Origin of the sequence: Mycobacterium sp. IEC1808, assembly GCF_002101935.1 — a bacterium.
In the GTDB taxonomy this organism is placed as follows: Bacteria; Actinomycetota; Actinomycetes; order Mycobacteriales; family Mycobacteriaceae; genus Mycobacterium.
In genome coordinates this window covers 206,053-229,885 of the sequence record NZ_LQPV01000017.1, presented here as the reverse complement: position 1 = coordinate 229,885, position 23,833 = coordinate 206,053, and the positions used below count along the sequence as shown (strand labels likewise).

Below are 23,833 nucleotides of genomic sequence, written 5' to 3'. Positions count from 1 at the left end.
GGAAGAACGCGTTGAATCCGCCCGCGCCGCCGGCCCCACCCCGGCCCAACAGCGGGTCGCCGGAATTGCCGCCGGCCCCACCGGCCCCGGCGGCCATGGTCGCTGTGCCCGGGCCGCCCGCCCCGCCGGACCCGCCGTAGCCCAGCAGCCCCGACGGGCCGCCATTACCGCCGGCCTGGCCGGGCCCGCCGGAGCCACCGGCGCCGCCATTGCCCAACAGCCACCCGCCACCCTGACCGTTTTGCCCCGTCCCCGGCATCCCGTTGGCGCCGTTGCCGATCAGCGGACGGTCGGTGAGCGCCAGGAAGGGCGCATTGATCACGTTGAGGACGTCCTGCCCGATCGTCTGCGCCGGACTGGCCGCAAACGCCGCAACGTTGGCGGCCTCCGCGCTGGCATAGGACCCCGCGCCCGCGGCCAACGCCTGGACGAACTGCTCGTGAAACGCCGCCGCCTGGGCACTCAGCGCCTGAAACAGCTGACCGTGCCCGGAAAACAACGACGCGATCGCCGACGACACCTCATCGCCGGCGGCGGCCAGCACCGCGGAGGTCGGGGTCGCGGCCGCCGAACTGGCCGCGGTCAGCGACGAGCCGATGCCCGCCACATCCGCTGCGGCCGCCGTCAACACGTCCGTCGCTGCGATGACGTACGACATAGCGAGCCTCCGCCCAAACGCCGGCTACCGATAGTCCGTGACCTCGGAGTATTACATCTATTTGGCATGATTCAACAAGGATTAGCCGAACTTTCGGTATCCAACGCCGGCGGGCGGAATTACTGGCGGGGCTGTTGGCTGACGTCGCTGAACAGATTGCCGTTCCGTCGTGTTCAATCAAGCCATGTTGAGCCTGGAAGAGATTTCCGACCGCTTAGAGATCCAGCAGCTGCTGGTGGACTACTCCACTGCCATCGACAACCGCCGATTCGACGACCTGGACGAGGTCTTCACGCCCGACGCCTACATCGACTACCGGGCGTTGGGGGGCATCGACGGCCATTTCCCCGAGGTGAAGAAGTGGTTGTCCGAGGTGTTGCCGACCTTCCCGGTGTACGCGCACATGCTCGGGAACTTCTCGGTGCGCATCGATGGCGACACCGCCTCGTCTCGGGTGATCTGCTTCAACCCGATGGTGCTGCCGGGCGAGAGCGACCAGGCGCTGTTTTGCGGGCTCTGGTACGACGACGAGTTCGTGCGGACTGCCGAGGGCTGGCGGATGACGCGCCGGGTGGAGACGAAAGTCTTCCAGAAGGTGATGTAGCTGGATTTCTGGCGCGCGGCCCTGTTCTGGCACAATGGGCGGCTGTCCGCCGCGCGATTACGGCCGCCCGGTGGTCACACACGCGAGGCAAAACCGGACCCCGGCATCCCGCCCGGGTCGCTGAATTGCAGCGTGACACATCTAGGAGAAGTCGCTTAACCATGGCTGTGAAGATCAAGCTGACCCGGCTTGGCAAGATCCGCAATCCGCAATACCGCATCGCCGTCGCCGACGCTCGGACCCGCCGCGACGGCCGCTCGATCGAGGTCATCGGCCGGTATCACCCGAAGGAAGACCCGAGCCTGATCGAGATCAACTCCGAGCGCGCCCAGTACTGGCTTTCGGTGGGCGCCCAGCCGACCGAGCCGGTCCTCAAGCTGTTGAAGATCACCGGCGACTGGCAGAAGTTCAAGGGGCTGCCCGGCGCCGAGGGCAGCCTGCAGGCCGCGCCGCCCAAGCCGTCCAAGCTGGAGCTGTTCAACGCCGCGCTGGCCGAGGCCGACGGCGCGCCCACCACCGAGGCCGCCAAGCCGAAGAAGAAGGCTTCAACTTCAGGGGCCAAGAAGGCCGCCAAGGCCGCCGAGGCCCCTGAAGCCACTGAAGCCACTGAAGAGGCTGCCGAGCCCGCCGCCGAGGCTCCCGCCGAGCCGGCCGCCGAACCGACCGCCGAGGCCCCCGCCGAGCCGGCCGCTGAGGCCGCGCCTGCCGACGCACCGACCGAAGGCTGACCGCGGTGAGCACCGTCGTCGTTGACGCTGTCGAACACCTGGTCCGCGGGATCGTCGACAATCCCGACGATGTCCGGGTGGACATGGTCACCAGTCGGCGTGGGCGCACCGTGGAGGTGCACGTCCACCCCGACGACCTGGGCAAGGTGATCGGTCGCGGCGGACGCACCGCGACCGCGTTGCGCACGCTGGTCGCCGGCATCGGCGGCCGCGGCATCCGCGTCGACGTGGTGGACACCGACCAGTAGCGGAGCGCTCCCTTGGAGTTAACGGTCGGGCGCGTGGTCAAGGCGCACGGCATCGGCGGCGAGGTGGTGGTGGAAGTCCGCACGGACGACCCCGCGGCACGGTTCGCTCCGGGTAATACGTTGCGCGCCAAGAACTCCCGTAGCGGCGAGGAGCGCAGCGTCGTCGTCGACCAGGCCCGCGAGCACGGTGGGCGGCTGCTGGTGCGATTGGCCGGCGTGCACGACCGCGACGCCGCCGACGCGCTGCGGGGCAGCCTGTTCGTCGTGGACTCCGACGAGCTGCCGCCGATCGACGAGCCGGACACCTACTACGACCACCAGCTCGAAGGCCTTGTCGTCCGGACGATCTCGGGGCTGGAGGTCGGCGTCGTCGCCGAGGTGTTGCACACCGCGGCGGGTGAGCTGCTGGCGGTGCGCCGGGATTCCGGCGAGCTCCTGGTGCCGTTCGTCAGCGCGATCGTCACGTCGGTCTCGTTGGACGACAGGCTGATTGAGATCGATCCGCCCGAGGGCCTGCTGGAACTGTAGGGAGCAGGTGCGCCCCAATGCGAATAGATGTCATCACGATCTTCCCGGCCTATCTGGATCCGCTGCGACAGTCATTGCCGGGCAAGGCGATTGCGTCCGGCCTGGTCGACCTGAACGTGCACGACCTGCGCCGGTGGACCTACGACGTCCACCACTCGGTGGACGACGCGCCGTACGGTGGCGGACCCGGGATGGTGATGAAGGCCCCGGTCTGGGGCGAGGCGCTGGACGAGACTTGTTCGGCTGAAACGCTTTTGGTGGTTCCGACCCCGGCCGGCGCATTGTTCACGCAGGCGACCGCCCAGCGCTGGAGCACCGAGAAGCACCTGGTGTTCGCGTGCGGACGTTACGAGGGCATCGACCAGCGGGTCGTCGACGATGCTGCGCGGCGGATGCGGGTCGAGGAGGTCTCGATCGGGGACTACGTGCTGCCGGGCGGGGAATCGGCGGCCGTGGTGATGATCGAAGCGGTGCTCAGGCTGCTCACCGGGGTGCTGGGCAATCCCGCGTCGCTGCAGGATGATTCGCACTCGCCCGCCCTGGACCGGCTGCTGGAAGGGCCCAGCTATACCAGGCCGCCGAGCTGGCGCGGGCTGGACGTCCCCGCGGTCCTGCTGTCCGGCGATCATGGGCGGATCGCGGCGTGGCGCCGCGAGGTTTCCCTGCGGCGCACCCGCGAGCGCCGCCCGGACCTCTTGGGCGAGCAGGAGCGCGAGCAGACGTAAAAGCCCCGCGACACGCCGAAGATCAGGGGCTTTTTGCGTCTGGTCGCGCAAGGAGCCGGGTGTCAGATCCGGCCGCTGGGAAATATCGTCTTGACCGCCTGGGTGATCGTCTGCCGGGCGGTGGCGTCGTCGGACGGCTGCAGCGACTGGACCACCATCACGTAGCGGTGATCGGCGCCGATCACCCCGGTCGACAGGTGCACCCAGTCGGCGCCGATGCAGCACATCCAGCCCTGCTTGACCGCCACCGGTTCGGCGTACAGGCCGTCGGGGATGCCGAACCGCTGCGGGTAGCCGTCGGCGCCGGTCGGGGTGGACCGGGCCAGATCGTTGACGATGACGCTGGCCCGCGACTTCGGCAGCCCGCCCGTGCCGTCGAGCAGCGCGTCGTAGTAGTGGATCAGGTCGGTCAGCGAGCTCATCGTGTTCCACCAGCGCCCGTCGCTGGGCGGGGTGGTGGACGACAGGCCGTATCGGCTCGCGACCTGGGTGATGATGTTGTCGCCGCCGCCCTGGCCCCAGAACTTCTCGGCGGCGCCGTCGTCGGACGACTGCAACATGACGTCCAGGGCCTGGCGGTCCTCGGGGGACAAGGCGGCCCTGCCCTGCGACTCCGCCAGCAATAGGTCGTCGGCGATGAAGAGCTTGGCCACCGACGCGGTGCCGATGATCTGGCTGTTGCCGTTGGAGACCAGCTCATGCGTCTTGCGGTCCAGGACCGCGACCGACAGCGTGGCCCCGGCGCCGGCGGCCTCGTCGATGGCCTGCTGGATCCGCGCCGGCAGCCCGCCGAACACCGTGCCGGACAGCGCTTGGGGCGGCCCGTGCATCGGCACGGTGTCCAGCAGCAGCTGAACCGTCTCGGGCTGCACCTGAGACTGCCGAACCGGCTCGCTGTGCGCGGGTCCGGCGGACGGCTTTCCGAGGCTTTGCGGCTCCACCAACGCCTCGTCGCACCCGGCCAGCACCAGCGTCACCGCCGCCACGGCGGCGAGCACGGCGAGCGGGCGGGTACGCATGTGTCGGTCTCCTTGGCGTCCTGGGACGTTAAACCTGCACGTGGCCGGGCCGTTTCGGCCCGAGTCATGTGTACCATTCACCAGCGCCTTTGGCGCGTTTTGAACCGCATGGTTTACCTGTGATTTTCAATGCACGCGGGCCGTCTGGCACAATTGTTCAGTTGTCTCGAACCCACTAGCGCGCCGGGCGTTTCCCGGCGGCTGCGAGATGCGCACTAAAAGCCCGAAAACCATCGGCTTGATGACCGCCCCACGCCCGCGTGTGGGCAGCCGTCGCAGGCCGCGACCGCAAGGAAGAGTGTTCGTACGATGAACCGGCTGGACTTCGTCGACCAGACGTCGCTGCGCGACGACATCCCGGCCTTTAGCCCGGGCGACACCATCAACGTGCACGTCAAGGTCATCGAGGGCGCCAAGGAGCGTATCCAGGTGTTCAAGGGCGTGGTGATCCGCCGACAGGGCGGAGGCATCCGCGAGACGTTCACCGTGCGCAAGGAGAGCTACGGCGTCGGCGTCGAGCGCACCTTCCCGGTGCATTCTCCGAACATCGACCACATCGAGGTGGTGACCCGTGGCGACGTCCGCCGCGCCAAGTTGTACTACCTGCGCGAACTCCGCGGCAAGAAGGCCAAGATCAAGGAAAAGCGCTGACCGGGCCCCGTTCGGAGCAGGTCTGCGGCCACGAACCGTGCTGGCTACGCTGATCTCGTGACCGATACCCCGGACTCACCCGAGCGCCAGTCCGACGCTGGTCAGCCAGAGCCGAAGGTCTCCACCGCCGACCCCGACACGCCCTCCGAAGCCTCGGAACCCGAAGCGGCCGAGTCGGGGCGCAAGAAGAAGTCCACGCTGCGCGAACTCGCGCTGCTCGCGGTGATCGCCGTGGTCCTCTACTACGTCATGCTGACGTTCATCGCCCGCCCTTACCTGATTCCGTCGGAATCCATGGAGCCCACGCTGCACGGGTGCACGGGCTGCGTCGGCGACCGGATCATGGTGGACAAGCTGAGTTACCGGTTCGGCCAGCCGCGGCCCGGCGACGTGATCGTCTTCAAGGGGCCGCCGTCGTGGAACGCCGGCTACAAGTCGATCCGCTCGAACAACACCGCGCTGCGCTTTGCGCAGAACGCGCTGTCGTTCATCGGCTTCGTGCCGCCCGACGAGAATGACCTGGTCAAGCGGGTGATCGCGGTGGGCGGGCAGACGGTGCAGTGCCGGGCCGAAACGGGGTTGACCGTCGACGGCAAGCCGCTCAAGGAGCCGTATCTGGATCCGACCACGATGATGGCCGACCCGTCGAAGTACCCGTGCCTGGGCAGCGAGTTCGGGCCCGTCGCCGTCCCGCCGGGGCGGCTGTGGGTGATGGGGGACAACCGGACCCACTCGGCGGATTCCCGCGCCCACTGCACCAGCGTCCCGATCGAAGCCCTCAAGGGCATCCTGTGCACCGGTGACCCGAATTCGGGAACCGTGCCGGTAGCCAACGTCATCGGCAAGGCCCAATTCATCGTGTGGCCGCCGTCGCGGTGGGGTGGCGTCGGGTCGGTGAACCCCCAGCAGAGTCAGTAGCCATGGCCACCACGTGGCCGCCGCGGACCGTCATCCGCAAGTCGTCCGGATTGCGCACGCTGGAGTCCGCGTTGTATCGCAGCGGCCTCGGCCCGGTCGCCGGGGTGGACGAGGTGGGCCGCGGCGCCTGCGCCGGCCCGCTGGTGGTGGCGGCCTGCGTGCTCGGCCCGAGTCGACTGGAAAGCCTTGCGGCCCTGGATGATTCGAAGAAGCTCACCGAGAAGGCCCGGGAGAAGCTGTTCCCCTTGATCCGGCGGTATGCGCTGGCGTATCACGTGGTCTTCATCCCGTCGGAGGAGGTCGACCGGCGCGGCGTGCACGTGGCCAACATCGAGGGCATGCGCCGCGCGGTGGCCGGCCTGCCGGTGCGCCCCGGCTACGTGCTGAGCGACGGATTTCGCGTGCCCGGCCTGCCAATGCCGTCGCTGCCGGTGGTCGGCGGGGACGCCGTGGCGGCGTGCATCGCCGCGGCCAGCGTGCTGGCCAAAGTCAGCCGCGACCGGCTGATGGTCGCGATGGACGCCGATCACCCCGGCTACGGCTTCGCCGACCACAAGGGCTACAGCACGCCGGCCCATTCGACGGCGCTCACCGAGCTCGGCCCCTGCGCCCAGCACCGCTATTCGTTCATCAACGTCCGCCGGGTGGCTTCAGGGCCTGGCGGATCCGGTGGGCGCGTGGTGGCGGAGTGCAAACCGGACCCTCCGGCCGAGCCTGGCGAATACCGGTGAGGAAAGATGGGACCAGGTTCCCACGTCATGCAGAAGGACGTTTGAGCAGATGAGTGCAGAAGATCTCGAAAAGTACGAAACCGAGATGGAGCTCTCGCTGTACCGCGAATACAAGGACATCGTCGGCCAGTTCAGCTACGTCGTGGAAACCGAGCGGCGTTTCTACCTGGCCAACAGCGTGGAGATGACGCCGCGCAACGCAGACGGCGAGGTGTACTTCGAGCTGCGATTGTCCGACGCGTGGGTGTGGGACATGTACCGACCGGCCCGCTTCGTCAAGCAGGTCCGCGTGGTCACCTTCAAGGACGTCAACATCGAAGAGGTCGAGAAGCCCGAGTTGCGGCTGCCGGAGTAGCCCCCGGCTAACTCGTTTCGCCGCTGACCGGCAATTGGCCGCGGTTTTCGATGACGGCGTGCGCCACCTCGGCCAGCTTGATGTTCAGCGCCTGAGAATGCCGGCGCAGCAGGTCGAACGCCTGGTCTTCGGTCATGTCGTGCAGCAGCATCAACATGCCGACCGCCTTGCCGGTCTCGCGATTGCTCATCAGCCCCCGGCGCAGGCTCGCGGCGTCTTCGCCCTTGGCGACGGCGTTGATGGCCACGCTGGCGAACGACGCCAGCACCGCCGCCCGGCCGGCGGATTCGGCGTCGAACACGTTGGGAGTGTCGCTGAACAGGTTGAGCGCGGCCCCCTTGCGCTTGTCGACCAGGAGCCGAAAGCCCATGGCCCCGCGCACCGGTGTCTCCTCGACGAGGACGGCGGCCAGCTTGGGCCATAGCGACGGCGTGGTCAGGTCGGGCTCGATCTGGGGGGTCTCCTCCTCGATCGCGTCGATGCACGGGCCGTCGCCGGAACGCCGTTCCATCTCGTCGATGTGCTGCGCGATCTGGTCGCTGGCGCCGACCGTGACGTAGCGGTCGCCGTCGCGTACCAGCAGGCTGGCGTGGTCACAGCCGCGCACGGTCAGCGTCGCGGCGATGCAGATGGCCGCGTACATCTGCTTGGCGTCCGAGCCTTGATAGATGATTTCGGCCAGGGCGGCGAAGACGGTCGCCGGGTCGGCCTTCTCCCCGCCCGGTGCCGAACTCATGTCGTCTGCCACGCTTTGCCCCGTTCCCGCTCGTGATTCTTCGTCGAGAGTATCGGCATGCGACTTTTGCGAGCGCGGTTTGGTCGACGGTTCCGAAGGGAAGCTCACCCGGGTGGGACTGACAGTGGCGGTGACCGGGCCAACCGGGGAGATCGGCGTGTCGGCGGTGACGGCGCTCGAGCGCGAGCCAGCGGTGGAGAAGATCATCGGGATGGCGCGCCGGCCGTTCGACCCAGTGTCGTGCGGCTGGCAGAAAACCACCTACCAGCAGGGCGACATCACCGACCGGGAGGCCGTCGATGCCCTGGTGGCCGAGGCGGACGTGGTGGTCCACCTGGCGTTCATCATCATGGGCTCGCGCGACGAGAGCCAACGCATCAACCTGGAAGGCACCCGCAACGTGTTCGAGGCAGCGGTTGCGGGGTCCGCCGCCCAGCGACCGCGGCGCCTGGTCTACACCTCGTCAGTGGCGGCCTACGGCTACCACTCGGACAACCCCGTCCCGCTGACCGAGGACGTCCCGACGCGCGGGACCGCCGAGCATTACTACTCGGCGCAGAAGGCCGAGTGCGAGGCGCTGCTCGCCGACATCACCAAGGGCTCGTCGCTGGAGGTGTTCGTGCTGCGCCCGTGCATCGTCGCGGGGCCCCGGGCGACGGCTTTGGCCGACGCGATGCCCTGGAACCAGCTGCCCGCGCCGGTGCGTGCCGTCAGCAAGGTGGCGCCGATCCTGAAGCCGGTCGTGCCGGATCCGGGGATTCCGCTGCAGCTGGTGCACCACGACGACGTCGCGGAGGCGATCGCGCTGGCCGCGACGGCCCCGGCGCCGCCGGGGGCGTACAACATCGCCGGCGACGGCGTGGTGACGGTGTCGGAGGTGGCCAAGGCGCTCGGTGGCCGGCCCGTGCGGGTTCCCGCGATTGCCGCCTCGGCGGCGTCGGCGGCGATTTCCAAGGTGCCGTTCGTCCCGTCGATGCTGGAATGGCTGCACTCCGCGCGGACGTCGGTGGTGATGGACACCGACAAGGCCCGGACCCTGCTCGGGTGGCGGCCGGTCCACTCGTCGGCGGAAACGCTGGCGGCGCTGGCCGAGGCGGTGTGAGGGGCGCCAGGGTAGTTTTGAGCGCGTGGGCCAGGTAACGGCGCGCCGCCGCGCGCGGCATCTCACCGCCGACCGCGCCGTCACCCGACCCGAGACCCTGGCCGTCGAGGAGCCGCTGGAGATTCGCGTCAACGGCGCGCCGGTCACGGTGACAATGCGCACGCCCGGCTCGGATTTCGAACTGGCGCAAGGCTTTCTGCTCACCGAAGGGGTCATCGGTGGCCGCGAGGACGTCCGGACCATCCGCTACTGCGACGGGCGCACCGAACCGAACACCTACAACGTCCTGGACGTGACGCTGGCTCCGGGGGTGGCGCCGCCGGACATCGACGTCACCCGCAACTTCTATACCACCTCGTCGTGCGGGGTCTGTGGCAAGGCGTCCCTGGACGCGGTGCGGTTGATCGGCCGGTTCTCGCCCGGCACGGATCCCGCGACTGTCACCGCGGCGACGCTCAAGGCGATGCCGAACCAATTGCGCTCCGCGCAAAAGGTTTTCGACAGCACCGGTGGGCTGCACGCGGCGGCGTTGTTCCGGTCCGACGGCACACCGCTGGTGGTGCGCGAGGACATCGGCCGGCACAACGCGGTCGACAAGGTCGTGGGCTGGGCGCTGGAACACGGGCGGGTTCCGCTGCAGGGCTGCGTGCTGCTGGTCAGCGGCCGGGCTTCGTTCGAGCTGACGCAAAAGGCCGTGCTGGCGGGCATTCCCGTGCTGGCCGCGGTGTCGGCGCCGTCGTCGCTGGCCGTGTCGCTGGCCGAGGAGTCCGGCATCACACTGGTGGCGTTCCTGCGGGAGGACTCGATGAACGTCTACACGCGGGCGGACCGGATCGGGTAGGGCCATGTCGCGGTTCAAGACGGAAATGGCGACCTGCCCCGCCTGTCGGCGCGAGGCCGAAGCCACGGTCGAGTACACCTACGACAGCGACGGCAACGTCACCGGCAGGCGGGTGCGCGAGGTGCACTGCCGGTCCGCCGACTGCCCGGGCAACGACGTGCCCCCGCACTGGGGCTAGCCGGCGGTACGCCGCTGTGGATGGACGCCTGACTGGGGATAGCCCGCGGCTGCACTGAGCTCCATGGCCGCCGCCGGGCCCGTGCGTGTCAGCGCCGCCGGGAACGGTGGCTCGCATGACGACCGAACAGACAATGACCCGGGTGCAGCTGGGCGCGATGGGCGAGGCGCTCGCCGTGGACTATCTGACCCGGATGGGCCTGCGGATCCTGGGCCGCAACTGGCGCTGCCGCTACGGCGAGCTGGACGTGATCGCCGCCGACGACGCCACCCGCACCGCGGTATTCGTCGAGGTGAAGACCCGCAGCGGGGACGGCTACGGCGGGCTCGCCTACGCGGTGACCCCGCGGAAGGTCTGGCGGCTGCGTCGGCTGGCCGGGCTCTGGCTGGCCGGCCAGGACGAGCGCTGGGCGGCGCTGCGCATCGACGTGATCGGCGTGCGGGTCGGGCGCAAGCGCACCCCGGAGATCACCCACCTGCAGGGAATCGGCTGATGGCGCTGGGACGGGCGTTCTCGGTCGCGGTGCGCGGATTGGACGGCGCCACAGTGGAAATCGAGGCCTTCATCACCTCCGGCCTGCCGGGCGTGTACCTGGTGGGCCTGCCCGACGCCGCCCTGCAGGAGTCGCGCGACCGGGTCCGCGCGGCGGTCACCAACTGCGGCGACGACTGGCCGCAGGCCCGGCTCACCCTCGCGCTGTCGCCGGCGACGCTGCCCAAGATGGGATCGGTCTACGACCTCGCGCTGGCGGCCGCGGTGCTTTCCGCGCAGCGTAAGCACCCGTGGGAGCGGCTGGAGAAGACGGCGCTGCTGGGTGAGCTGTCGCTGGACGGCCGGGTGCGGCCGGTGCGCGGGGTGCTGCCCGCCGTGCTGGCCGCCAAACGCGACGGCTGGCCGGGCGTCGTCGTCCCGGTGGACAATCTGGCCGAGGCAAGCCTGATCGACGGGATCGACGTCTGGGGCGTGCGCACGCTGCGGCAACTGAAAGGCTGGCTCGGCGGCTCCGGCGGCCTGGAACCGAGAATCAGCGCGGGGGCCACGGACCCGGAGCCGACGGCGGATCTGGCCGACGTCGTCGGACAGGCGCAGGCGCGGTTCGCGGTCGAAGTCGCGGCCGCGGGGGCGCACCACCTCATGTTGACCGGTCCGCCGGGAGTAGGCAAAACGATGCTGGCGCAACGCCTTCCGGGCCTGCTTCCGTCGCTTTCCGACGGCGAGGCGCTGGAGGTCACCGCGATTCACTCCGTGGCCGGGCTGCTGTCGACGGATACGCCGTTGATCACCCGGCCGCCATTCGTGGCGCCGCACCACAGCTCCAGCGTCGCGGCGCTCGTCGGCGGGGGATCGGGGATGGCCCGCCCCGGCGCCGTCAGCCGCGCGCATCGCGGCGTGCTGTTCCTCGACGAATGCGCCGAGATCAGCGTCAGCGCCCTCGAAGCGCTGCGAACGCCGTTGGAGGACGGCGAGATTCGCCTCGCCCGCCGCGACGGGGTGGCCTGCTACCCCGCCCGCTTCCAGCTGGTGCTGGCCGCCAACCCGTGTCCGTGCGCCCCGGCCGATCCGCAGGACTGCGTCTGCGCCGCCGCGGCCAAACGCCGCTACCTGGGCAAGCTGTCCGGGCCGCTCATGGACCGCGTCGACCTGCGGGTGCAGATGAATCCCGTGCGCGCCGGGGCGATCTCGGTCACCGATGGCGAATCGACCGCGCAGGTTCGCCGGCGCGTTGCGGCCGCGCGTGACGCGGCCGCCGAACGTTGGCGGCCACACGGATTCCGCACCAACGCCGAAGTCAGCGGGACCCTGTTGCGCCGAAAGTTCCGTCCCAGCAACGCCGCGATGGAACCGCTGCGCAAGGCGCTGGACCGTGGGCTGCTCAGCATCCGCGGCCTGGACCGCACACTGCGGGTCGCCTGGAGCCTGGCCGACCTGGCCGGCCGGCCCATGCCGGGCGTCGAGGAAGTCGCCACCGCACTCAGTTTCCGGCAACCGGGGGTGCGGCGATGACCGATCACGTGTCGCGGGCGTGGGCCTACCTGTCCCGGGTGGCCGAGCCACCCTGCGCGCCGCTCGCCGAGCTGGTGCGACGCGTGGGGCCGGTCGAGGCCGCGGACCGGGTCCGGCGCGGATCGGTCGACGCCGACCTGGCCCGCCACACCGAGGCCCGGCGCGAAATCGACCGAGCCGCAGCCGATCTCGAGCTGATCGCGGGGCGCGGCGGCCGGTTGATCACACCCGATTGCGACGAGTGGCCGCTGCTCGCGTTCGCCGCCTTCGGCAACGCCGAGGTCCGGGCCCGCGGCGGCCCGCCGATGGTGTTGTGGGCGACGGGCCCGGCCCGCCTCGACGAGGTGGCCCAGCGCGCGGCGGCCGTGGTCGGAACCCGCGCGTCGACGATGTACGGCGAGCAGGTGACCGCGGACCTGACCGCCGGGCTGGTCGAACGCGATGTCGCCGTGGTCTCCGGCGGCGCCTACGGCATCGACGGCGCGGCGCACCGCGCGGCGCTGAACTGCGAGGGGATCACCGTCGCCGCGCTTGCGGGCGGGCTCGACATCCCTTATCCGGCGGGCAATTCCGGGCTGCTGCGTCGCGTCGGTCAGCACGGGCTGTTGTTCAGCGAGTACCCGCCCGGTGTCCGCCCGGCCCGGCACCGGTTCCTCACCCGCAACCGCCTGGTCGCCGCGGTCGCGGGGGCGGCGGTGGTGGTGGAGGCCGGACTGCGCAGCGGCGCGGCCAACACCGCGGCCTGGGCGCGGGCGCTGGGCCGGGTGGTGGGCGCGGTGCCGGGGCCGGTGACCTCGTCGGCCTCGGCGGGATGTCATGCGCTGCTGCGCAACGGCGCGCAGCTCGTCACCCGCGCCGACGACGTGGTCGAGCTCGTCGGCCACATCGGTGAGCTCGCGCCCGAAGAGCAGCACCCCACCACGGCGCTCGACGGGCTGAGCGACGCCGAGCGGCAGGTGTACGAGGCGTTGCCCGGTCGCGGCGCCGCCACGGTCGACGAGATCGCCGTCGCGTCGGCGCTGGCGCCTGAGCAGGTGCTCGGGCCGCTGGCGATGCTCGAGATGGCCGGCTTAGTGCGCCGCGACGACGGGCGGTGGCGAATCGTCCGCGCCGGCGCGGCCCGGCGTTCGACGGCGCGGCTCGTATAGTCGACGGGGGGTCGGGTCCCGACAGGAGGATATGTGGCAGGTCGACCTCTACAAAGCTTCGAAGTAACCCGCACCGAGCAGCTCACCCGGCACATGGTCCGGGTCGTGCTGGGCAGCAGTCACTTCGACACCTTCGCGCCGAGCAAATTCACCGACTCGTACGTCAAGTTGGCCTTCATCCCCGAAGATGTCGACATGGCGGCGTTGCCGCGGCCGTTGACCCTGGACAGCTTCGCCGACCTGCCCCCGGAGAAGAAGCCGTCGGTGCGGACCATGACCGTGCGCGACGTCGACGTCGCCGCCGGCGAACTCACGATCGACGTCGTCGTGCACGGCGAACACGGCATCGCGGGCACCTGGGCGGCCTCGGCCCAACCCGGCCAGCCGGTCTATCTGATGGGCCCCGGCGGCGCCTACACCCCCGACCCCGCCGCCGATTGGCACCTGTTGGCCGGCGACGAGTCGGCGCTCCCGGCCATCGCCACGGCGCTGGAAGCCTTGCCCCCCAACGCCGTTGGCAAGGCGTTCATCGAGGTCGCCGGCCAGGAGGACGAGATCCCGCTGAGGGCACCGGAAAACGTCGAGGTGAGCTGGGTCTACCGCGGCGGGCGCGCCGACCTGGTGCCCGAGGATCGCGCCGGTGATTTCGCGCCGCTGATCGAGGCGGTCACCACCGCGCAGTGGCTGCCCGGGCAGGTGCACGTGTTCATCCACGGCGAGGCGCAGACCGTCATGCACAACCTGCGGCCCTACATCCGCAAGGAGCGCGGCGTGGACGCGAGATGGGCGTCGTCGATCTCGGGTTACTGGCGGCGCGGCCGCACCGAGGAGACGTTCCGGCAGTGGAAGAAGGAACTGGCCGAGGCCGAGGCCGGGGCCTAGCGCGATGGCTCACTTCGGGGACTACCAGAACGAGATCTACCTGCAGGGCCTGGCCGGGGTGGTGCCGCAGTTTCCGATCGTGTTCTCCGAGTTGGAGGCCAAGGCCGCCAGCGCGCTGCCACCGTCGGTCTGGTCCTACGTCGCGGGCGGGGCCGGCGACGAGCGCACGCAGCGGGCCAACTGCACGGCCTTCGAGGGCTGGGGCCTCATCCCGCGCATGTTCGTCGGCGCTGCCCAGCGCGACCTGTCCGTCGAGCTGTTCGGCATGACCCTGCCGTCGCCGGTCTTCATGGCGCCGATCGGCGTCATCGGCATCTGCGCCCAGGACGGCCACGGCGACCTGGCCACGGCCCGCGCGGCCGCGGCCACCGGCGTGCCGATGGTGGCCTCGACGCTGACGGTCGACCCGATGGAAGACGTCGCCGCCGCCCTCGGCGACACGCCCGGTTTCTTCCAGCTCTACACACCGACCGACCGGGAGGTGGCCGCCAGCCTGGTGCACCGCGCGGAGGCGGCCGGCTTCAAGGGCATCGTCGTCACCCTCGACACCTGGGTCACCGGGTGGCGCCCGCGCGACCTGAGCACGTCGAACTTTCCCCAACTGCGCGGGCACTGCCTGGCCAACTACACCAGCGACCCGGTGTTCCGCGCCAGCCTGGCGCGGCCGCCGGAGGAGGACCCGCAGGGTGCGGTGCTGCGCTGGATACAGCTGTTCGGAAACGCGCTGACGTGGGACGACCTGCCCTGGCTGCGCACGCTGACCGACCTGCCGCTGCTGGTCAAGGGGATCTGCCATCCCGACGACGCCCGGCGCGCCCGGGACGGCGGCGTCGACGGCATCTACTGCTCCAACCACGGCGGCCGGCAGGCCAACGGCGGCCTGCCCGCGATCGACTGCCTGCCCGGGGTGGTCGAGGCGGCCGGCGGGCTGCCCGTGCTGTTCGACTCGGGCATCCGCAGCGGCGCCGACATCATCAAGGCCCTCGCGCTGGGGGCCACCGCGGTCGGCATCGGCCGCCCGTACGCCTACGGCTTGGCTTTGGGCGGTGTCGACGGCATCGTGCACGTGCTGCGCACCATGCTCGCCGAGGCCGACCTGATCATGGCCGTCGACGGCTATCCCACGCTGAAAGATCTCACCCCGGAAACGCTCCGGCGCGTCACCTGAGCCCACCCCACGGCGCCTGCGACCGTAAGGGCGTGGAGGCGATCTTCGACGAGTTCGACGAGTACCTGAAGCTGCAATGCAACCGCTCGGTGCACACCCGACGGGCGTACCTGGGCGACCTGCGTTCGCTGTTCGCGTTCCTCGACGGGCGCGGCGTCGACAGCCTGAGCCTGCCTGTCCTGCGGGCCTGGCTGGCCTCGGCCGCCGGCGCCGGCGCGGCCCGCACCACGCTGGCCCGCCGCACCTCGGCGGTCAAGGCGTTCACCGCCTGGGCGGTGCGCCGCGGCCTGCTCACCGCGGACCCCGCGGCCCGGCTGCAGGTGCCCAAGGCGCACCGCACGCTGCCGTCGGTGCTGCGCCAGGACCAGGCCCTGCAGGCCATGGCGGCCGCGAAATCCGGCGCCCAGCAAGGGGATCCGCTGGCCCTGCGGGACCGGCTGATCGTCGAGTTGCTGTACGCGACCGGCATTCGGGTGAGCGAGCTGTGCGGCCTGGACGTCGACGACGTGGACACCCGGCATCGGCTGGTGCGGGTGCTCGGCAAGGGCAACAAGCAGCGCAGCGCGCCGTTCGGGGCGCCGGCCGCCGAGGCGCTGGACGCGTGGCTGGCCGACGGGCGACCCGCGCTGGTGACCGCCGAGTCCGGGCCGGCGCTGCTGCTGGGCGCGCGCGGCCGGCGGCTCGACGTACGGCAGGCGCGCTCCGTCGTGCACCAGACCGTCGCCGCGGTCGACGGCGCGCCCGACATGGGACCGCACGGCCTGCGCCACAGCGCGGCCACCCACCTGCTCGAGGGCGGGGCCGACCTGCGCGTCGTCCAGGAGTTGCTCGGCCATTCCAGCCTGGCGACCACCCAGCTCTACACCCATGTGGCGGTCTCGCGGCTGCGGGCGGTGCACGACCAGGCCCACCCACGCGCCTGAGGGCTCGCAGGTCACATGCGTCACAGAAGTCTCTAGAGCTGGCGGCACCCGACGTGCCCGCCTCATAGCGACAATTCCGCCTGCGCGCGCCGACGTTCCGGTTGTCGCTATGAGGCGGGCAGGAAGGGTGCCGCCTGCCGCGGAGGCTCCCGTGGCGCCTGTTACGGATGATGCGCCGCTGCCCCGTCGAGCGGCTTCAGCCGGATCGGTGTGGACTTCAGCAGCCCGAGCGGGTCGACATAGTCGGCGCGCGACGCCGGACCCCACATCGCGCCCCAGTGCAGGCACGCCGCGGCCGGGCAACCGGCGTGCCCGGCCACCAGCGAGCCGATCACGGTCTCGGCCGTCACCGCCTGGCCCACCCGCACGGCCGCCTTGACCGGCTCGTAGCTGGTGCGCAGGCCGCCGGGATGGGCCAGCGACACCACCGGCCGGCCGGCGAGTACGCCGGCGAACACCACGGTCGCCGCGCCGGCGGCGTACACCGGCTGGCCGGGCGAGCCGGGCAGGTCGACACCGCGGTGACCGGGATTCCAGTCGGGCGAGGGCGCGTCGAATCCGCGGGCCACCGCCGGGGGCGGCCGCAGCGGCCAATCCAGCCGCACGTCGTCGGCGACCGCGGGCACCGCGCTGACCAGCCCGAGCATCAGCACCAGCGCCACCCACCGCACCGCATCAGTTCAGCGCCGCGCCGCCGATCCGGCCAGCCAGCGCTGTGGACAAGCACCGACAAAAGCACCTGGCTGAACCGTGTAAACTCCTTTCCGCGGTCCGTGTAAACGGGCTGACTTCGCGTGTCTGCGCAACAACCGGATGTCGAGCGGTCCCGAGTAAGGGTTGGACATCTCAGCAGGCGCCAGGGCCCGGCCTCACCCGATGCCGGGCGACAACCGACAACAAAGGAATGGCGGCAATGGCTGTCGTAACAATGAAGCAGCTGCTTGACAGCGGCACCCACTTCGGGCATCAGACCCGTCGCTGGAATCCCAAGATGAAGCGGTTCATCTTCACCGACCGCAACGGCATCTACATCATCGACCTGCAGCAGACGCTGACCTTCATCGACAAGGCGTACGAGTTCGTCAAGGAGACTGTCGCCCACGGTGGGTCGGTGCTGTTCGTCGGCACCAAGAAGCAGGCGCAGGAATCGGTCGCGGCCGAGGCGACCCGCGTCGGCATGCCCTACGTCAACCAGCGCTGGCTGGGCGGCATGCTCACCAACTTCTCCACGGTGCACAAGCGGCTGCAGCGCCTCAAGGAGCTCGAGGCGATGGAGCAGACCGGCGGCTTCGAGGGCCGCACCAAGAAGGAGATCCTGGGCCTGACCCGGGAGAAGAACAAGCTGGAGCGCAGCCTCGGCGGCATCCGCGACATGAACAAGGTGCCGTCGGCGATCTGGGTCGTCGACACCAACAAGGAGCACATCGCTGTCGGCGAGGCCCGCAAGCTGGGCATCCCGGTCATCGCGATCCTGGACACCAACTGCGACCCGGACGAGGTCGACTACCCGATCCCGGGCAACGACGACGCGATCCGCTCGGCCGCGCTGCTGACCAAGGTGATCGCCTCTGCGGTCGCCGAGGGCCTGCAGGCCCGAGCCGGGCTGGGCCGCGGCGACGGCAAGCCCGAGGCGGAGTCGGCCGAGCCGCTGGCGGAATGGGAGCAGGAGCTGCTGGCCTCGGCGACCACGACGGCGACCACCACAGCCACCACCGACGCCGCTGGAGGCGCACCCGAAACAACCCCTGAAACCTCATAGGAAGGTTGATATGGCGAACTTCACCGCCGCCGACGTCAAGCGGCTTCGCGAGCTCACCGGCGCCGGCATGTTGGACTGCAAGAACGCGCTGGCCGAGACCGACGGCGACTTCGACAAGGCCGTCGAGGCGCTGCGGATCAAGGGCGCCAAGGACGTCGGCAAGCGTGCCGAGCGGGCCACGGCCGAAGGCCTGGTCGCGGCCAAGGGCGGGGCGCTCATCGAGCTCAACTCCGAGACCGACTTCGTCGCCAAGAACGCCGAGTTCCAGAAGCTCGCGGACGAGATCGTCGCTGCGGCGGCCGAGTCCAAGGCCACCGACGTCGACGCCCTGAAGGCAGCCAGCACCGGGGCCACGACGGTCGAGCAGGCCATCGCCGACCTGTCGGCCAAGATCGGCGAGAAGCTCGAGCTGCGGCGTGTGGCGTTCTTCGACGGCACCGTCGAGACCTACCTGCACAAGCGCGCGGCGGACCTGCCGCCCGCGGTCGGCGTGCTGGTCGAGTACAGCGGCGCCGACGGCCAGGAGGCCGCGCACGCCGTCGCGCTGCAGATCGCCGCGCTCAAGGCGCGCTACCTGTCCCGCGACGACGTGCCCGAGGACGTGGTGGCCAGCGAGCGCCGCATCGCCGAGGAAACCGCCAAGGCCGAGGGCAAGCCGGAGCAGGCGCTGCCCAAGATCGTCGAGGGCCGGCTCAACGGCTTCTTCAAGGACGCGGTGCTGCTCGAGCAGCCGTCGGTGTCCGACAACAAGAAGACCGTCAAGGCCCTGCTCGACGAGGCCGGCGTCACGGTGACGCGGTTCGTTCGCTTCGAGGTGGGCCAGGCTTAACCGCAAAGCTCGAGCGGCTAGCGTCGTGTCATGCGACGCGTGCACGCTTTCGGCGACGATGCCCTCGGTGATCTCGACGCGGTCGGCCTGGCCGACGCCCTAAGGGCCGGCTCGGTCGGCAGAGCCGAGGTCATCGAGGCCGCCATCGCCCGCACCGAGGCCGTCGACCCGGCGCTCAACGGCCTGGCGTACGCGGCGTTCGAGCAGGCGGGCGCCGCGGCGTCGGCCGACCCGCCGGACGGCTTCTTTAGTGGCGTCCCGACGTTCATCAAGGACAACATCGACATCGCGGGCCAGCCGACGATGCACGGCACCGACGCGTGGACGCCGTGGAATGCCACCTCCGACGGCGAGTTCACCAAGGTGTTCCTCGCCACCGGGGTGGCGCCCGTCGGCAAGACGCAGTTGTCGGAGTTCGGCTTCAGCGCGTCCGCCGAACATCCGCGGCTCGGCCCGGTCCGCAACCCGTGGGACACCGACTACAGTGCGGGCGCCTCGTCGTCGGGGTCCGGCGCGTTCGTCGCCGCGGGCGTGGTCCCGATCGCGCACGCCAACGACGGCGGCGGCTCGATCCGCATCCCGGCGGCCTGCAACGGGCTGGTCGGGCTGAAGCCGTCGCGCGGCCGGTTGCCGCTGGACCCGCACCTGCGCCGGATGCCCGTGGGCGTCGTCGCCAACGGCGTGGTGACGCGGTCGGTCCGCGACACGGCGGCGTTCTTCCGCGAGGCCGAGCGCGCCTGGCGCAACCACAAGCTGGCACCGGTCGGCGACGTGACCGGACCCGGCCGGCAGCGGCTGCGCATCGCGGTGCTGACCCGATCGGTGCAACGCGAGAGCAGCCCGCAGGTGCGGGAGCTGACGCTCAAGTCGGCCGCGCTCCTCGAGGAGCTGGGCCACCGCGTGGAACACATCGACGAGCCGCCGGTCGCGGCCAGCTTCGTCGACGATTTCGTGCTCTATTGGGGTTTCCTGGCGCTGGCCCAGGTGCGCGGCGGCCCACGGATGTTCGGCAAGACGTTCGACCGCACGCGGCTCGACAGCCTGACCCTGGGCCTGGAGCGGCACTGCACCCGCAACCTGCACCGGCTGCCGCTGGCGATCATGCGCCTGCGCCGGGCCCGGCGGCGTACCGCGCGGTTCTTCGGCACCCACGACGCGGTGCTCACGCCGACCCTCGCCGACGAGACGCCCCGCATCGGGCATCTGGCACCCACCGACTACCACCAGGTCATCGAGCGGCTGATCGACTGGGTCTCGTTCACCCCGCTGCAGAACGTCACCGGCGAGCCGGCGATCTCGCTGCCGCTGGCGCAATCCGCCGACGGCATGCCGGTGGGCATGATGCTCTCGGCCGACCTCGGGCAGGAATCGCTGCTGCTGGAGCTGGCCTACGAGCTCGAAGAAGCCCGGCCGTGGGCCCGCATCCAAGCTTGACGTAGCGCGTCAATCGGATCCGAGCTTTTCCAGCGTGCGCTTGAACTCGCGCCGCTGCGCCTCGGTCAGCTTGCTCAGCACCCGGGCGTCGGCGGTCCGGACCGCGGCTTCCGCGCGCTTCAGCAGCGCGCGGCCCTGAACCGTCAGGGTGGCCGGTAGCGCCCGCCCCGAGGAAACCGAAGCCGGCCGTTCCACCGCGCCAACGTCCTGTAGCCCGCGCAGCACGGTGTTCATCGCCTGGGGTGTGACGTTGGTGTGCCGGGACAATTCCGCGCTGGACATGCCCGGATTCATCGAAAGGATGCGCATGCAAACGAATTCGGGCAGCGTCAGGCCCAGCGGACCGAGCACCGCGGAAACCTCCGGCCGCAACACGGCTCCCACCCGGTAAAGCAGGTAACCGAGCGGAGCGTCTTCAACCTGACCACCCATGTCAGCGATCTTGACATATCCCGGGCACGCGGCCGCGCACGTCGGCCGGTGCGGCCCCGTCGTGATTTCCCCGGCCGCAAAGGGGTAACCCACGCCCATGGGTGAAGCAACCGAAGTTACCGAACGCATGGCCGAACGCGCGCGGCGCGAGGCCGACGCGTACCGCGGGGACAACCCCCGACCGCTCGAGGGCTACTCGGTGGTCCTGGGCATTTACGGCCTGCTGGTCGCGCTCACGGGCGTCTTGGCCGCGGCCACCGGACGCAGGCTGCCGCAGCGCTGGAGCCTGCAGGACCTCATCACCGTCACAATCGGCACCCACAAGTTGTCGCGCACGATCTCCAAGGACGCGGTGACCAGCCCGTTGCGGGCGCCGTTCGCTCACTACGCGGGTACGGGCGGCCCGGCCGAGGTGATGGAGGAAACCCGGCACGGCAGCGCGCTGCGCCACAGCCTCGGTGAGCTGTTGACCTGCCCCTTCTGCCTGGACATGTGGGTGGCCACCGCGTTCGTCATCGGGCTGATCTTCGCGCCCAGGCTGACCCGCCTGATCGCGGGAACCTTCACCGCCCTGGCGGGCGCGGACTTCCTGCAGCTGGCCTACGCCAAGGCACAGCAGATCACCGAGGGCTGACACGAGGAGGACCGATGCCCAAGACCACGAAGGGCGGCGCGCCGAAGAAGAGCGAATTGCCCAGTACCCTGCGCCGTTCCAACGCCAAAGCGCAACGCACGTTCGCGAAGACCCACGACTCGGCGGCCGACGAGTACGGCGACGAGGAGCGCGCCCACCGGGTGGCGTACTCGGCGCTCAAGCACAGCTTCGAAAAGGTCGGCGATCACTGGGAGCCCAAAGAGGAGAAGGGCCCGTCGGACGAGCTGGCCGAGGGCGGCGGCCCGCGTAACACCGGCCGCTCGGCCGAGGGCGTCGACGCCAACGCCAGCAAGAAGCACCTTCTCGACGTTGCGCGCCGGCTCGACGTGCGCGGCCGCTCGACGATGAGCAAGTCGGAGCTCGTCGACGCGATCAAGAAAGAGAACCGGCGGGTGCGCGGCCGCTGAATTCGGCGCGTTTAGGCCGACATTCGCTGGGCATCCCGAGACCCATGGTCGCGTCTACTACCCGCAGTCAACTCCGAAAGTGCCTCAACGACGTGGACTTTCCGGCCAACAAGCAAGACTTGCTCGACGCCGCAGACCGCAACGGCTGCGACGACGACACCGTCCGTGTCCTGCGCGGGATCCCGCCCGAGACCTACAACAACGTGGCCCAGGTCGCGTCTTCGGTGACCATCGCCGACGAAGGGGACAGCGATGGCGCCGGGAAGCCCGGCGCCGAAAGCCCGATCGTCGAGGAGTTGGGCGAAAACCGAGGCTCCTGAACGCCTTTGGCGCTACAGAATCGGCCGGCCGCCCGTCACCGCCACCCGTGCCCCGGAGATGTAACTCGCGTCGTCGGAGGCCAGCAGCACGTAGACGGGCGCCAGCTCGGCCGGCTGACCGGCGCGCCCCAACGGCACGTTCTCCCCGAAGGATTCTACGCTGTCCGGGGCATCGTCGACGGGATCAGCGGCGTCCAGATCGGGCCGGGCGCCACGCTGTTGACACGAATTCCCTTGTCGCCCAACAGCTGTGCCAGGCTGGCCGAAAAGTTGGCAATCGCCGCCTTGGTGGCCGCGTAGGGCGCCAGGGTGGGGTTGGGTGTATCTGAGTTGACCGAGGAACTCCCGATGACCGACGAGCCGGGGCGCATGTGCGGCAACGCCGCCTTGACGAGGTAGAAGTACGCGCCGACGTTGAGCCGGAAGGTGTAGTCCCACTCCTCATCGCTGATCTCTTCGAGGTCCTTGTGCATCATCTGGTATGCGGCGTTGTTGACGAGGATGTCGACGCCGCCGAATTCGTTCACCGCCCGGTCTACGACGGCGCGGCAGTGGGACGGGTCGGACAGGTCGCCGGGGACCAGCACGCACTTGCGGCCCGCGTCTTCGACGTAGCGGGCCACGTCGCGTGCGTCGTCGTCCTCGTTGAGGTAGGAGATCAGCACATCGGCGCCTTCGCGGGCAAATGCGATGGCGACCGCGCGGCCGATGCCGCTATCGCCGCCGGTGATGATCGCCTTTTTGCCGGTGAGCTTTCCCGACCCCCGGTAGCTGTTTTCGCCACAGTCCGGAATGGGCTTCATTTGTGCCTGAATGCCGGGAGCGGTTTGTTGCTGAGCCGGAAAGCCCATCGCCACTTCCCCTTTCGTGATTTGGGTGAGTTTTACGATTCGCGGGTTGTGGGCCCGGCCGCGGGAATGTCCGGATCGTCGTCGGCCGGCGGCTCGGGATCGCGCCATTCCTCCGCCCGGCTGGACCGATTGCCCTGCACCGTCCCGCTGAGCTCGTGCTTCAGTTCGTCGTCTTCGCGTGGACTGTGCTTGGCGTTCCCGCGTTCCATCGGCGGCCCCCTCGGGTAGGCAGGTGAGTTCTAGGCTGCGGCTACCCCCTGGCGGCGCAAATAATCACCGGCAATCGGCAACCAATGATGCCCCTGTGAATCTTGTGGCGCGAAAAGCGCTGCGGCGCGATTCATTTGTGTTTAGCGCCGGGAGCAAAGGGTTATGCGGAGCCCAGTGGGTATCGCCCTGCGTGGGTGTTCGACACGAAAGGAAAACCATGAAGGTCACCACAACGGCCCTAAAGAGTGGCATTGCTGCCGGCGGTATGGCGGCCGCAGCACTATTGGCGGCGGGAACCGCTTCCGCTGCGCCCAACATCCAGGGGTTCGGGACCAGCGAACAGCTCGTCGACGGCCCCATGATCACCAACTACACGGTGAGCAACCTGCAGCCGAGCAACGTTTCGATCCCCGGCTACACCCCCAAGGGAACGCTGTACCAGGCCGACATCACGGCCAGGTCGGACGCCGGGATCGTTACCCCGATGGTCAAGGACTTCAGCGCCCGCGGGCCCAACGGTCAGACCTACAAGCTGATCGACAAGCCTGGCGCCCCAGGCAGCCTGAACCCTGCGCCGATCCCGCAGGGCCAGGAGTCGACCGGCACGCTGTACTTCGACGTGACCGGCGCGCCTCCGAACGGGGTCGTCTATAACGACGGATTGCAGGACATCCTGATCTGGACGTCGAACGTGCCTGGCGGCGCGGCCCCCGGCGTCCCGCCGAACGCGACTCCGGCTCCGGGCCAACCGCCCGCCCCGGCGCCGCACACCTGATCCGGTTGCAAACA

Annotated in this window: 29 protein-coding genes and 3 pseudogenes; 25 read left to right on the top strand and 7 right to left on the bottom strand. The window is 69.8% G+C overall.

Going from position 1 to position 23,833, the window contains the following annotated elements:
• The coding region (locus tag AWB92_RS11740) for a PE family protein (protein ID WP_142282051.1) at window positions 1–658 on the bottom strand (658 nt) is incomplete at its 3' end.
• Between the two features lie 184 nt (window positions 659–842).
• On the opposite strand from AWB92_RS11740, the gene AWB92_RS11735 reads away from it, so the two are divergent.
• The 5 genes from AWB92_RS11735 to trmD all read left to right on the top strand — a co-directional run bounded on the left by AWB92_RS11735 (window position 843) and on the right by trmD (window position 3,491).
• Window positions 843–1,262, top strand: coding sequence for a nuclear transport factor 2 family protein (locus AWB92_RS11735; RefSeq protein WP_068113447.1), 420 nt, complete (start codon window positions 843–845; stop codon window positions 1,260–1,262).
• A gap of 161 nt (window positions 1,263–1,423) precedes the next feature.
• Entirely contained in the window at window positions 1,424–1,990 is a 567-nt protein-coding gene (gene rpsP, locus AWB92_RS11730) for a 30S ribosomal protein S16 (RefSeq protein ID WP_085185687.1), read from the top strand.
• Window positions 1,991–1,995: 5 nt separating this feature from the next.
• A complete protein-coding gene (locus tag AWB92_RS11725) occupies window positions 1,996–2,238 on the top strand; it encodes an RNA-binding protein (RefSeq protein WP_003878715.1) in 243 nt (80 codons plus the stop codon).
• A gap of 12 nt (window positions 2,239–2,250) precedes the next feature.
• Window positions 2,251–2,766 carry a ribosome maturation factor RimM gene (gene rimM / locus AWB92_RS11720; protein WP_068186640.1) on the top strand — a complete coding sequence of 172 codons (516 nt, stop codon included), beginning with the start codon at window positions 2,251–2,253 and terminating at the stop codon, window positions 2,764–2,766.
• Window positions 2,767–2,783: 17 nt separating this feature from the next.
• Window positions 2,784–3,491: a tRNA (guanosine(37)-N1)-methyltransferase TrmD gene (gene trmD, locus AWB92_RS11715; RefSeq protein ID WP_085185685.1), complete on the top strand. Its 708-nt coding sequence runs from the start codon at window positions 2,784–2,786 to the stop codon at window positions 3,489–3,491.
• Window positions 3,492–3,553: 62 nt separating this feature from the next.
• Here the strand turns inward: trmD and AWB92_RS11710 are convergent, their stop codons facing one another.
• Entirely contained in the window at window positions 3,554–4,510 is a 957-nt protein-coding gene (locus tag AWB92_RS11710; RefSeq protein ID WP_085185683.1) for a hypothetical protein, read from the bottom strand.
• A 309-nt stretch (window positions 4,511–4,819) separates the two neighbouring features.
• Here AWB92_RS11710 and rplS point away from each other — a divergent pair, with 309 nt between their 5' ends.
• The 4 genes and pseudogenes from rplS to AWB92_RS11690 all read left to right on the top strand — a co-directional run bounded on the left by rplS (window position 4,820) and on the right by AWB92_RS11690 (window position 7,165).
• A complete protein-coding gene (gene rplS / locus AWB92_RS11705; protein ID WP_066930268.1) occupies window positions 4,820–5,161 on the top strand; it encodes a 50S ribosomal protein L19 in 342 nt (113 codons plus the stop codon).
• 57 nt (window positions 5,162–5,218) lie between these two features.
• A complete protein-coding gene (gene lepB / locus AWB92_RS11700) occupies window positions 5,219–6,079 on the top strand; it encodes a signal peptidase I (protein ID WP_085185681.1) in 861 nt (286 codons plus the stop codon).
• 2 nt (window positions 6,080–6,081) lie between these two features.
• Window positions 6,082–6,826 (top strand): annotated as a pseudogene (locus AWB92_RS11695) (ribonuclease HII); the annotation flags it as partial.
• 33 nt (window positions 6,827–6,859) lie between these two features.
• Window positions 6,860–7,165, top strand: coding sequence for a DUF2469 domain-containing protein (locus tag AWB92_RS11690; protein WP_003875077.1), 306 nt, complete (start codon window positions 6,860–6,862; stop codon window positions 7,163–7,165).
• A gap of 7 nt (window positions 7,166–7,172) precedes the next feature.
• Here the strand turns inward: AWB92_RS11690 and AWB92_RS11685 are convergent, their stop codons facing one another.
• On the bottom strand, window positions 7,173–7,901 hold the full coding sequence (locus tag AWB92_RS11685) for a GAF and ANTAR domain-containing protein (RefSeq protein ID WP_173817401.1): 729 nt from the start codon (window positions 7,899–7,901) through the stop codon (window positions 7,173–7,175).
• Between the two features lie 112 nt (window positions 7,902–8,013).
• On the opposite strand from AWB92_RS11685, the gene AWB92_RS11680 reads away from it, so the two are divergent.
• The 9 genes from AWB92_RS11680 to AWB92_RS11640 all read left to right on the top strand — a co-directional run bounded on the left by AWB92_RS11680 (window position 8,014) and on the right by AWB92_RS11640 (window position 16,147).
• Complete coding sequence (locus tag AWB92_RS11680; RefSeq protein ID WP_085185729.1) at window positions 8,014–9,003, top strand: NAD-dependent epimerase/dehydratase family protein; 990 nt, start codon at window positions 8,014–8,016, stop codon at window positions 9,001–9,003.
• Window positions 9,004–9,028: 25 nt separating this feature from the next.
• On the top strand, window positions 9,029–9,844 hold the full coding sequence (fdhD, locus tag AWB92_RS11675; protein WP_085185674.1) for a formate dehydrogenase accessory sulfurtransferase FdhD: 816 nt from the start codon (window positions 9,029–9,031) through the stop codon (window positions 9,842–9,844).
• 4 nt (window positions 9,845–9,848) lie between these two features.
• The gene (locus AWB92_RS11670; RefSeq protein WP_068128199.1) at window positions 9,849–10,022 is read left to right on the top strand and encodes a 5'-phosphate oxidase; all 174 of its coding nucleotides are present in this window, start codon (window positions 9,849–9,851) and stop codon (window positions 10,020–10,022) included.
• A 115-nt stretch (window positions 10,023–10,137) separates the two neighbouring features.
• Window positions 10,138–10,515, top strand: coding sequence for a YraN family protein (locus AWB92_RS11665; RefSeq protein WP_085185672.1), 378 nt, complete (start codon window positions 10,138–10,140; stop codon window positions 10,513–10,515).
• Window positions 10,515–12,026 (top strand): YifB family Mg chelatase-like AAA ATPase, encoded by a 1,512-nt coding sequence (locus AWB92_RS11660; RefSeq protein ID WP_085185670.1) that lies wholly within the window; start codon window positions 10,515–10,517, stop codon window positions 12,024–12,026. Before AWB92_RS11665 ends, AWB92_RS11660 begins: the two co-directional genes overlap by 1 nt.
• Window positions 12,023–13,174: a DNA-processing protein DprA gene (gene dprA / locus AWB92_RS11655; RefSeq protein ID WP_085185668.1), complete on the top strand. Its 1,152-nt coding sequence runs from the start codon at window positions 12,023–12,025 to the stop codon at window positions 13,172–13,174. The genes AWB92_RS11660 and dprA overlap by 4 nt, the downstream gene beginning before the upstream one ends.
• 33 nt (window positions 13,175–13,207) lie before the next feature.
• Complete coding sequence (locus AWB92_RS11650; RefSeq protein ID WP_085185666.1) at window positions 13,208–14,056, top strand: siderophore-interacting protein; 849 nt, start codon at window positions 13,208–13,210, stop codon at window positions 14,054–14,056.
• Window positions 14,057–14,060: 4 nt separating this feature from the next.
• Window positions 14,061–15,224, top strand: a complete 1,164-nt coding sequence (locus AWB92_RS11645) for a lactate 2-monooxygenase (protein ID WP_085185664.1) — start codon at window positions 14,061–14,063, stop codon at window positions 15,222–15,224.
• A gap of 32 nt (window positions 15,225–15,256) precedes the next feature.
• Entirely contained in the window at window positions 15,257–16,147 is an 891-nt protein-coding gene (locus AWB92_RS11640) for a tyrosine recombinase XerC (protein ID WP_085185663.1), read from the top strand.
• Between the two features lie 188 nt (window positions 16,148–16,335).
• Here AWB92_RS11640 and AWB92_RS11635 read toward each other — a convergent pair.
• Window positions 16,336–16,794 (bottom strand): annotated as a pseudogene (locus AWB92_RS11635) (M23 family metallopeptidase); the annotation flags it as partial.
• 266 nt (window positions 16,795–17,060) lie between these two features.
• Between AWB92_RS11635 and rpsB the strand changes: the two are divergent.
• The 3 genes from rpsB to AWB92_RS11620 are packed head-to-tail and all read left to right on the top strand — an operon-like array spanning window position 17,061 to window position 20,169.
• The gene (rpsB, locus tag AWB92_RS11630) at window positions 17,061–17,906 is read left to right on the top strand and encodes a 30S ribosomal protein S2 (RefSeq protein ID WP_068103464.1); all 846 of its coding nucleotides are present in this window, start codon (window positions 17,061–17,063) and stop codon (window positions 17,904–17,906) included.
• A gap of 10 nt (window positions 17,907–17,916) precedes the next feature.
• Entirely contained in the window at window positions 17,917–18,735 is an 819-nt protein-coding gene (tsf, locus tag AWB92_RS11625; protein ID WP_068186602.1) for a translation elongation factor Ts, read from the top strand.
• 30 nt (window positions 18,736–18,765) lie between these two features.
• Window positions 18,766–20,169: an amidase gene (locus AWB92_RS11620; RefSeq protein ID WP_085185659.1), complete on the top strand. Its 1,404-nt coding sequence runs from the start codon at window positions 18,766–18,768 to the stop codon at window positions 20,167–20,169.
• 9 nt (window positions 20,170–20,178) lie between these two features.
• Here the strand turns inward: AWB92_RS11620 and AWB92_RS11615 are convergent, their stop codons facing one another.
• Window positions 20,179–20,601 carry a MarR family transcriptional regulator gene (locus tag AWB92_RS11615; protein ID WP_068186655.1) on the bottom strand — a complete coding sequence of 141 codons (423 nt, stop codon included), beginning with the start codon at window positions 20,599–20,601 and terminating at the stop codon, window positions 20,179–20,181.
• A 97-nt stretch (window positions 20,602–20,698) separates the two neighbouring features.
• On the opposite strand from AWB92_RS11615, the gene AWB92_RS11610 reads away from it, so the two are divergent.
• The 3 genes from AWB92_RS11610 (at window position 20,699) to AWB92_RS11600 (ending at window position 21,983) form a co-directional block, all read left to right on the top strand.
• A complete protein-coding gene (locus AWB92_RS11610; RefSeq protein WP_085185657.1) occupies window positions 20,699–21,235 on the top strand; it encodes a DUF1360 domain-containing protein in 537 nt (178 codons plus the stop codon).
• Window positions 21,236–21,249: 14 nt separating this feature from the next.
• Window positions 21,250–21,663: a ChaB family protein gene (locus AWB92_RS11605; protein ID WP_085185655.1), complete on the top strand. Its 414-nt coding sequence runs from the start codon at window positions 21,250–21,252 to the stop codon at window positions 21,661–21,663.
• Between the two features lie 92 nt (window positions 21,664–21,755).
• Window positions 21,756–21,983 carry a DUF2795 domain-containing protein gene (locus AWB92_RS11600; RefSeq protein WP_142282050.1) on the top strand — a complete coding sequence of 76 codons (228 nt, stop codon included), beginning with the start codon at window positions 21,756–21,758 and terminating at the stop codon, window positions 21,981–21,983.
• A 12-nt stretch (window positions 21,984–21,995) separates the two neighbouring features.
• On the opposite strand, the pseudogene AWB92_RS11595 reads toward AWB92_RS11600, so the two are convergent.
• Window positions 21,996–22,786 (bottom strand): annotated as a pseudogene (locus tag AWB92_RS11595) (SDR family oxidoreductase).
• Window positions 22,787–22,866: 80 nt separating this feature from the next.
• A complete protein-coding gene (locus AWB92_RS30040) occupies window positions 22,867–23,043 on the bottom strand; it encodes a hypothetical protein (RefSeq protein ID WP_173817400.1) in 177 nt (58 codons plus the stop codon).
• 218 nt (window positions 23,044–23,261) lie between these two features.
• On the opposite strand from AWB92_RS30040, the gene AWB92_RS11590 reads away from it, so the two are divergent.
• Window positions 23,262–23,819, top strand: a complete 558-nt coding sequence (locus AWB92_RS11590) for an MPT63 family protein (RefSeq protein WP_085185650.1) — start codon at window positions 23,262–23,264, stop codon at window positions 23,817–23,819.
• The last annotated feature ends 14 nt before the right edge of the window (window positions 23,820–23,833 follow it).

Excerpts from the sequence above, each read along its gene's own strand:
- AWB92_RS11665 (WP_085185672.1), top strand. The coding sequence starts at position 10,138 with ATGACGACCGAACAGACAATGACCCGGGTGCAGCTGGGCGCGATGGGC.
- AWB92_RS11615 (WP_068186655.1), bottom strand. The coding sequence starts at position 20,601 with ATGGGTGGTCAGGTTGAAGACGCTCCGCTCGGTTACCTGCTTTACCGG.
- rpsP (WP_085185687.1), top strand. The coding sequence starts at position 1,424 with ATGGCTGTGAAGATCAAGCTGACCCGGCTTGGCAAGATCCGCAATCCG.
- AWB92_RS11610 (WP_085185657.1), top strand. The coding sequence starts at position 20,699 with ATGGGTGAAGCAACCGAAGTTACCGAACGCATGGCCGAACGCGCGCGG.
- AWB92_RS11670 (WP_068128199.1), top strand. The coding sequence starts at position 9,849 with ATGTCGCGGTTCAAGACGGAAATGGCGACCTGCCCCGCCTGTCGGCGC.
- AWB92_RS11590 (WP_085185650.1), top strand. The coding sequence starts at position 23,262 with ATGAAGGTCACCACAACGGCCCTAAAGAGTGGCATTGCTGCCGGCGGT.
- AWB92_RS11620 (WP_085185659.1), top strand. The coding sequence starts at position 18,766 with ATGCGACGCGTGCACGCTTTCGGCGACGATGCCCTCGGTGATCTCGAC.
- AWB92_RS11660 (WP_085185670.1), top strand. The coding sequence starts at position 10,515 with ATGGCGCTGGGACGGGCGTTCTCGGTCGCGGTGCGCGGATTGGACGGC.
- AWB92_RS11690 (WP_003875077.1), top strand. The coding sequence starts at position 6,860 with ATGAGTGCAGAAGATCTCGAAAAGTACGAAACCGAGATGGAGCTCTCG.
- AWB92_RS30040 (WP_173817400.1), bottom strand. The coding sequence starts at position 23,043 with ATGGAACGCGGGAACGCCAAGCACAGTCCACGCGAAGACGACGAACTG.
- rpsB (WP_068103464.1), top strand. The coding sequence starts at position 17,061 with ATGGCTGTCGTAACAATGAAGCAGCTGCTTGACAGCGGCACCCACTTC.
- tsf (WP_068186602.1), top strand. The coding sequence starts at position 17,917 with ATGGCGAACTTCACCGCCGCCGACGTCAAGCGGCTTCGCGAGCTCACC.
- AWB92_RS11685 (WP_173817401.1), bottom strand. The coding sequence starts at position 7,901 with ATGAGTTCGGCACCGGGCGGGGAGAAGGCCGACCCGGCGACCGTCTTC.
- AWB92_RS11735 (WP_068113447.1), top strand. The coding sequence starts at position 843 with ATGTTGAGCCTGGAAGAGATTTCCGACCGCTTAGAGATCCAGCAGCTG.
- AWB92_RS11645 (WP_085185664.1), top strand. The coding sequence starts at position 14,061 with ATGGCTCACTTCGGGGACTACCAGAACGAGATCTACCTGCAGGGCCTG.
- trmD (WP_085185685.1), top strand. The coding sequence starts at position 2,784 with ATGCGAATAGATGTCATCACGATCTTCCCGGCCTATCTGGATCCGCTG.
- AWB92_RS11605 (WP_085185655.1), top strand. The coding sequence starts at position 21,250 with ATGCCCAAGACCACGAAGGGCGGCGCGCCGAAGAAGAGCGAATTGCCC.
- rplS (WP_066930268.1), top strand. The coding sequence starts at position 4,820 with ATGAACCGGCTGGACTTCGTCGACCAGACGTCGCTGCGCGACGACATC.
- AWB92_RS11710 (WP_085185683.1), bottom strand. The coding sequence starts at position 4,510 with ATGCGTACCCGCCCGCTCGCCGTGCTCGCCGCCGTGGCGGCGGTGACG.
- dprA (WP_085185668.1), top strand. The coding sequence starts at position 12,023 with ATGACCGATCACGTGTCGCGGGCGTGGGCCTACCTGTCCCGGGTGGCC.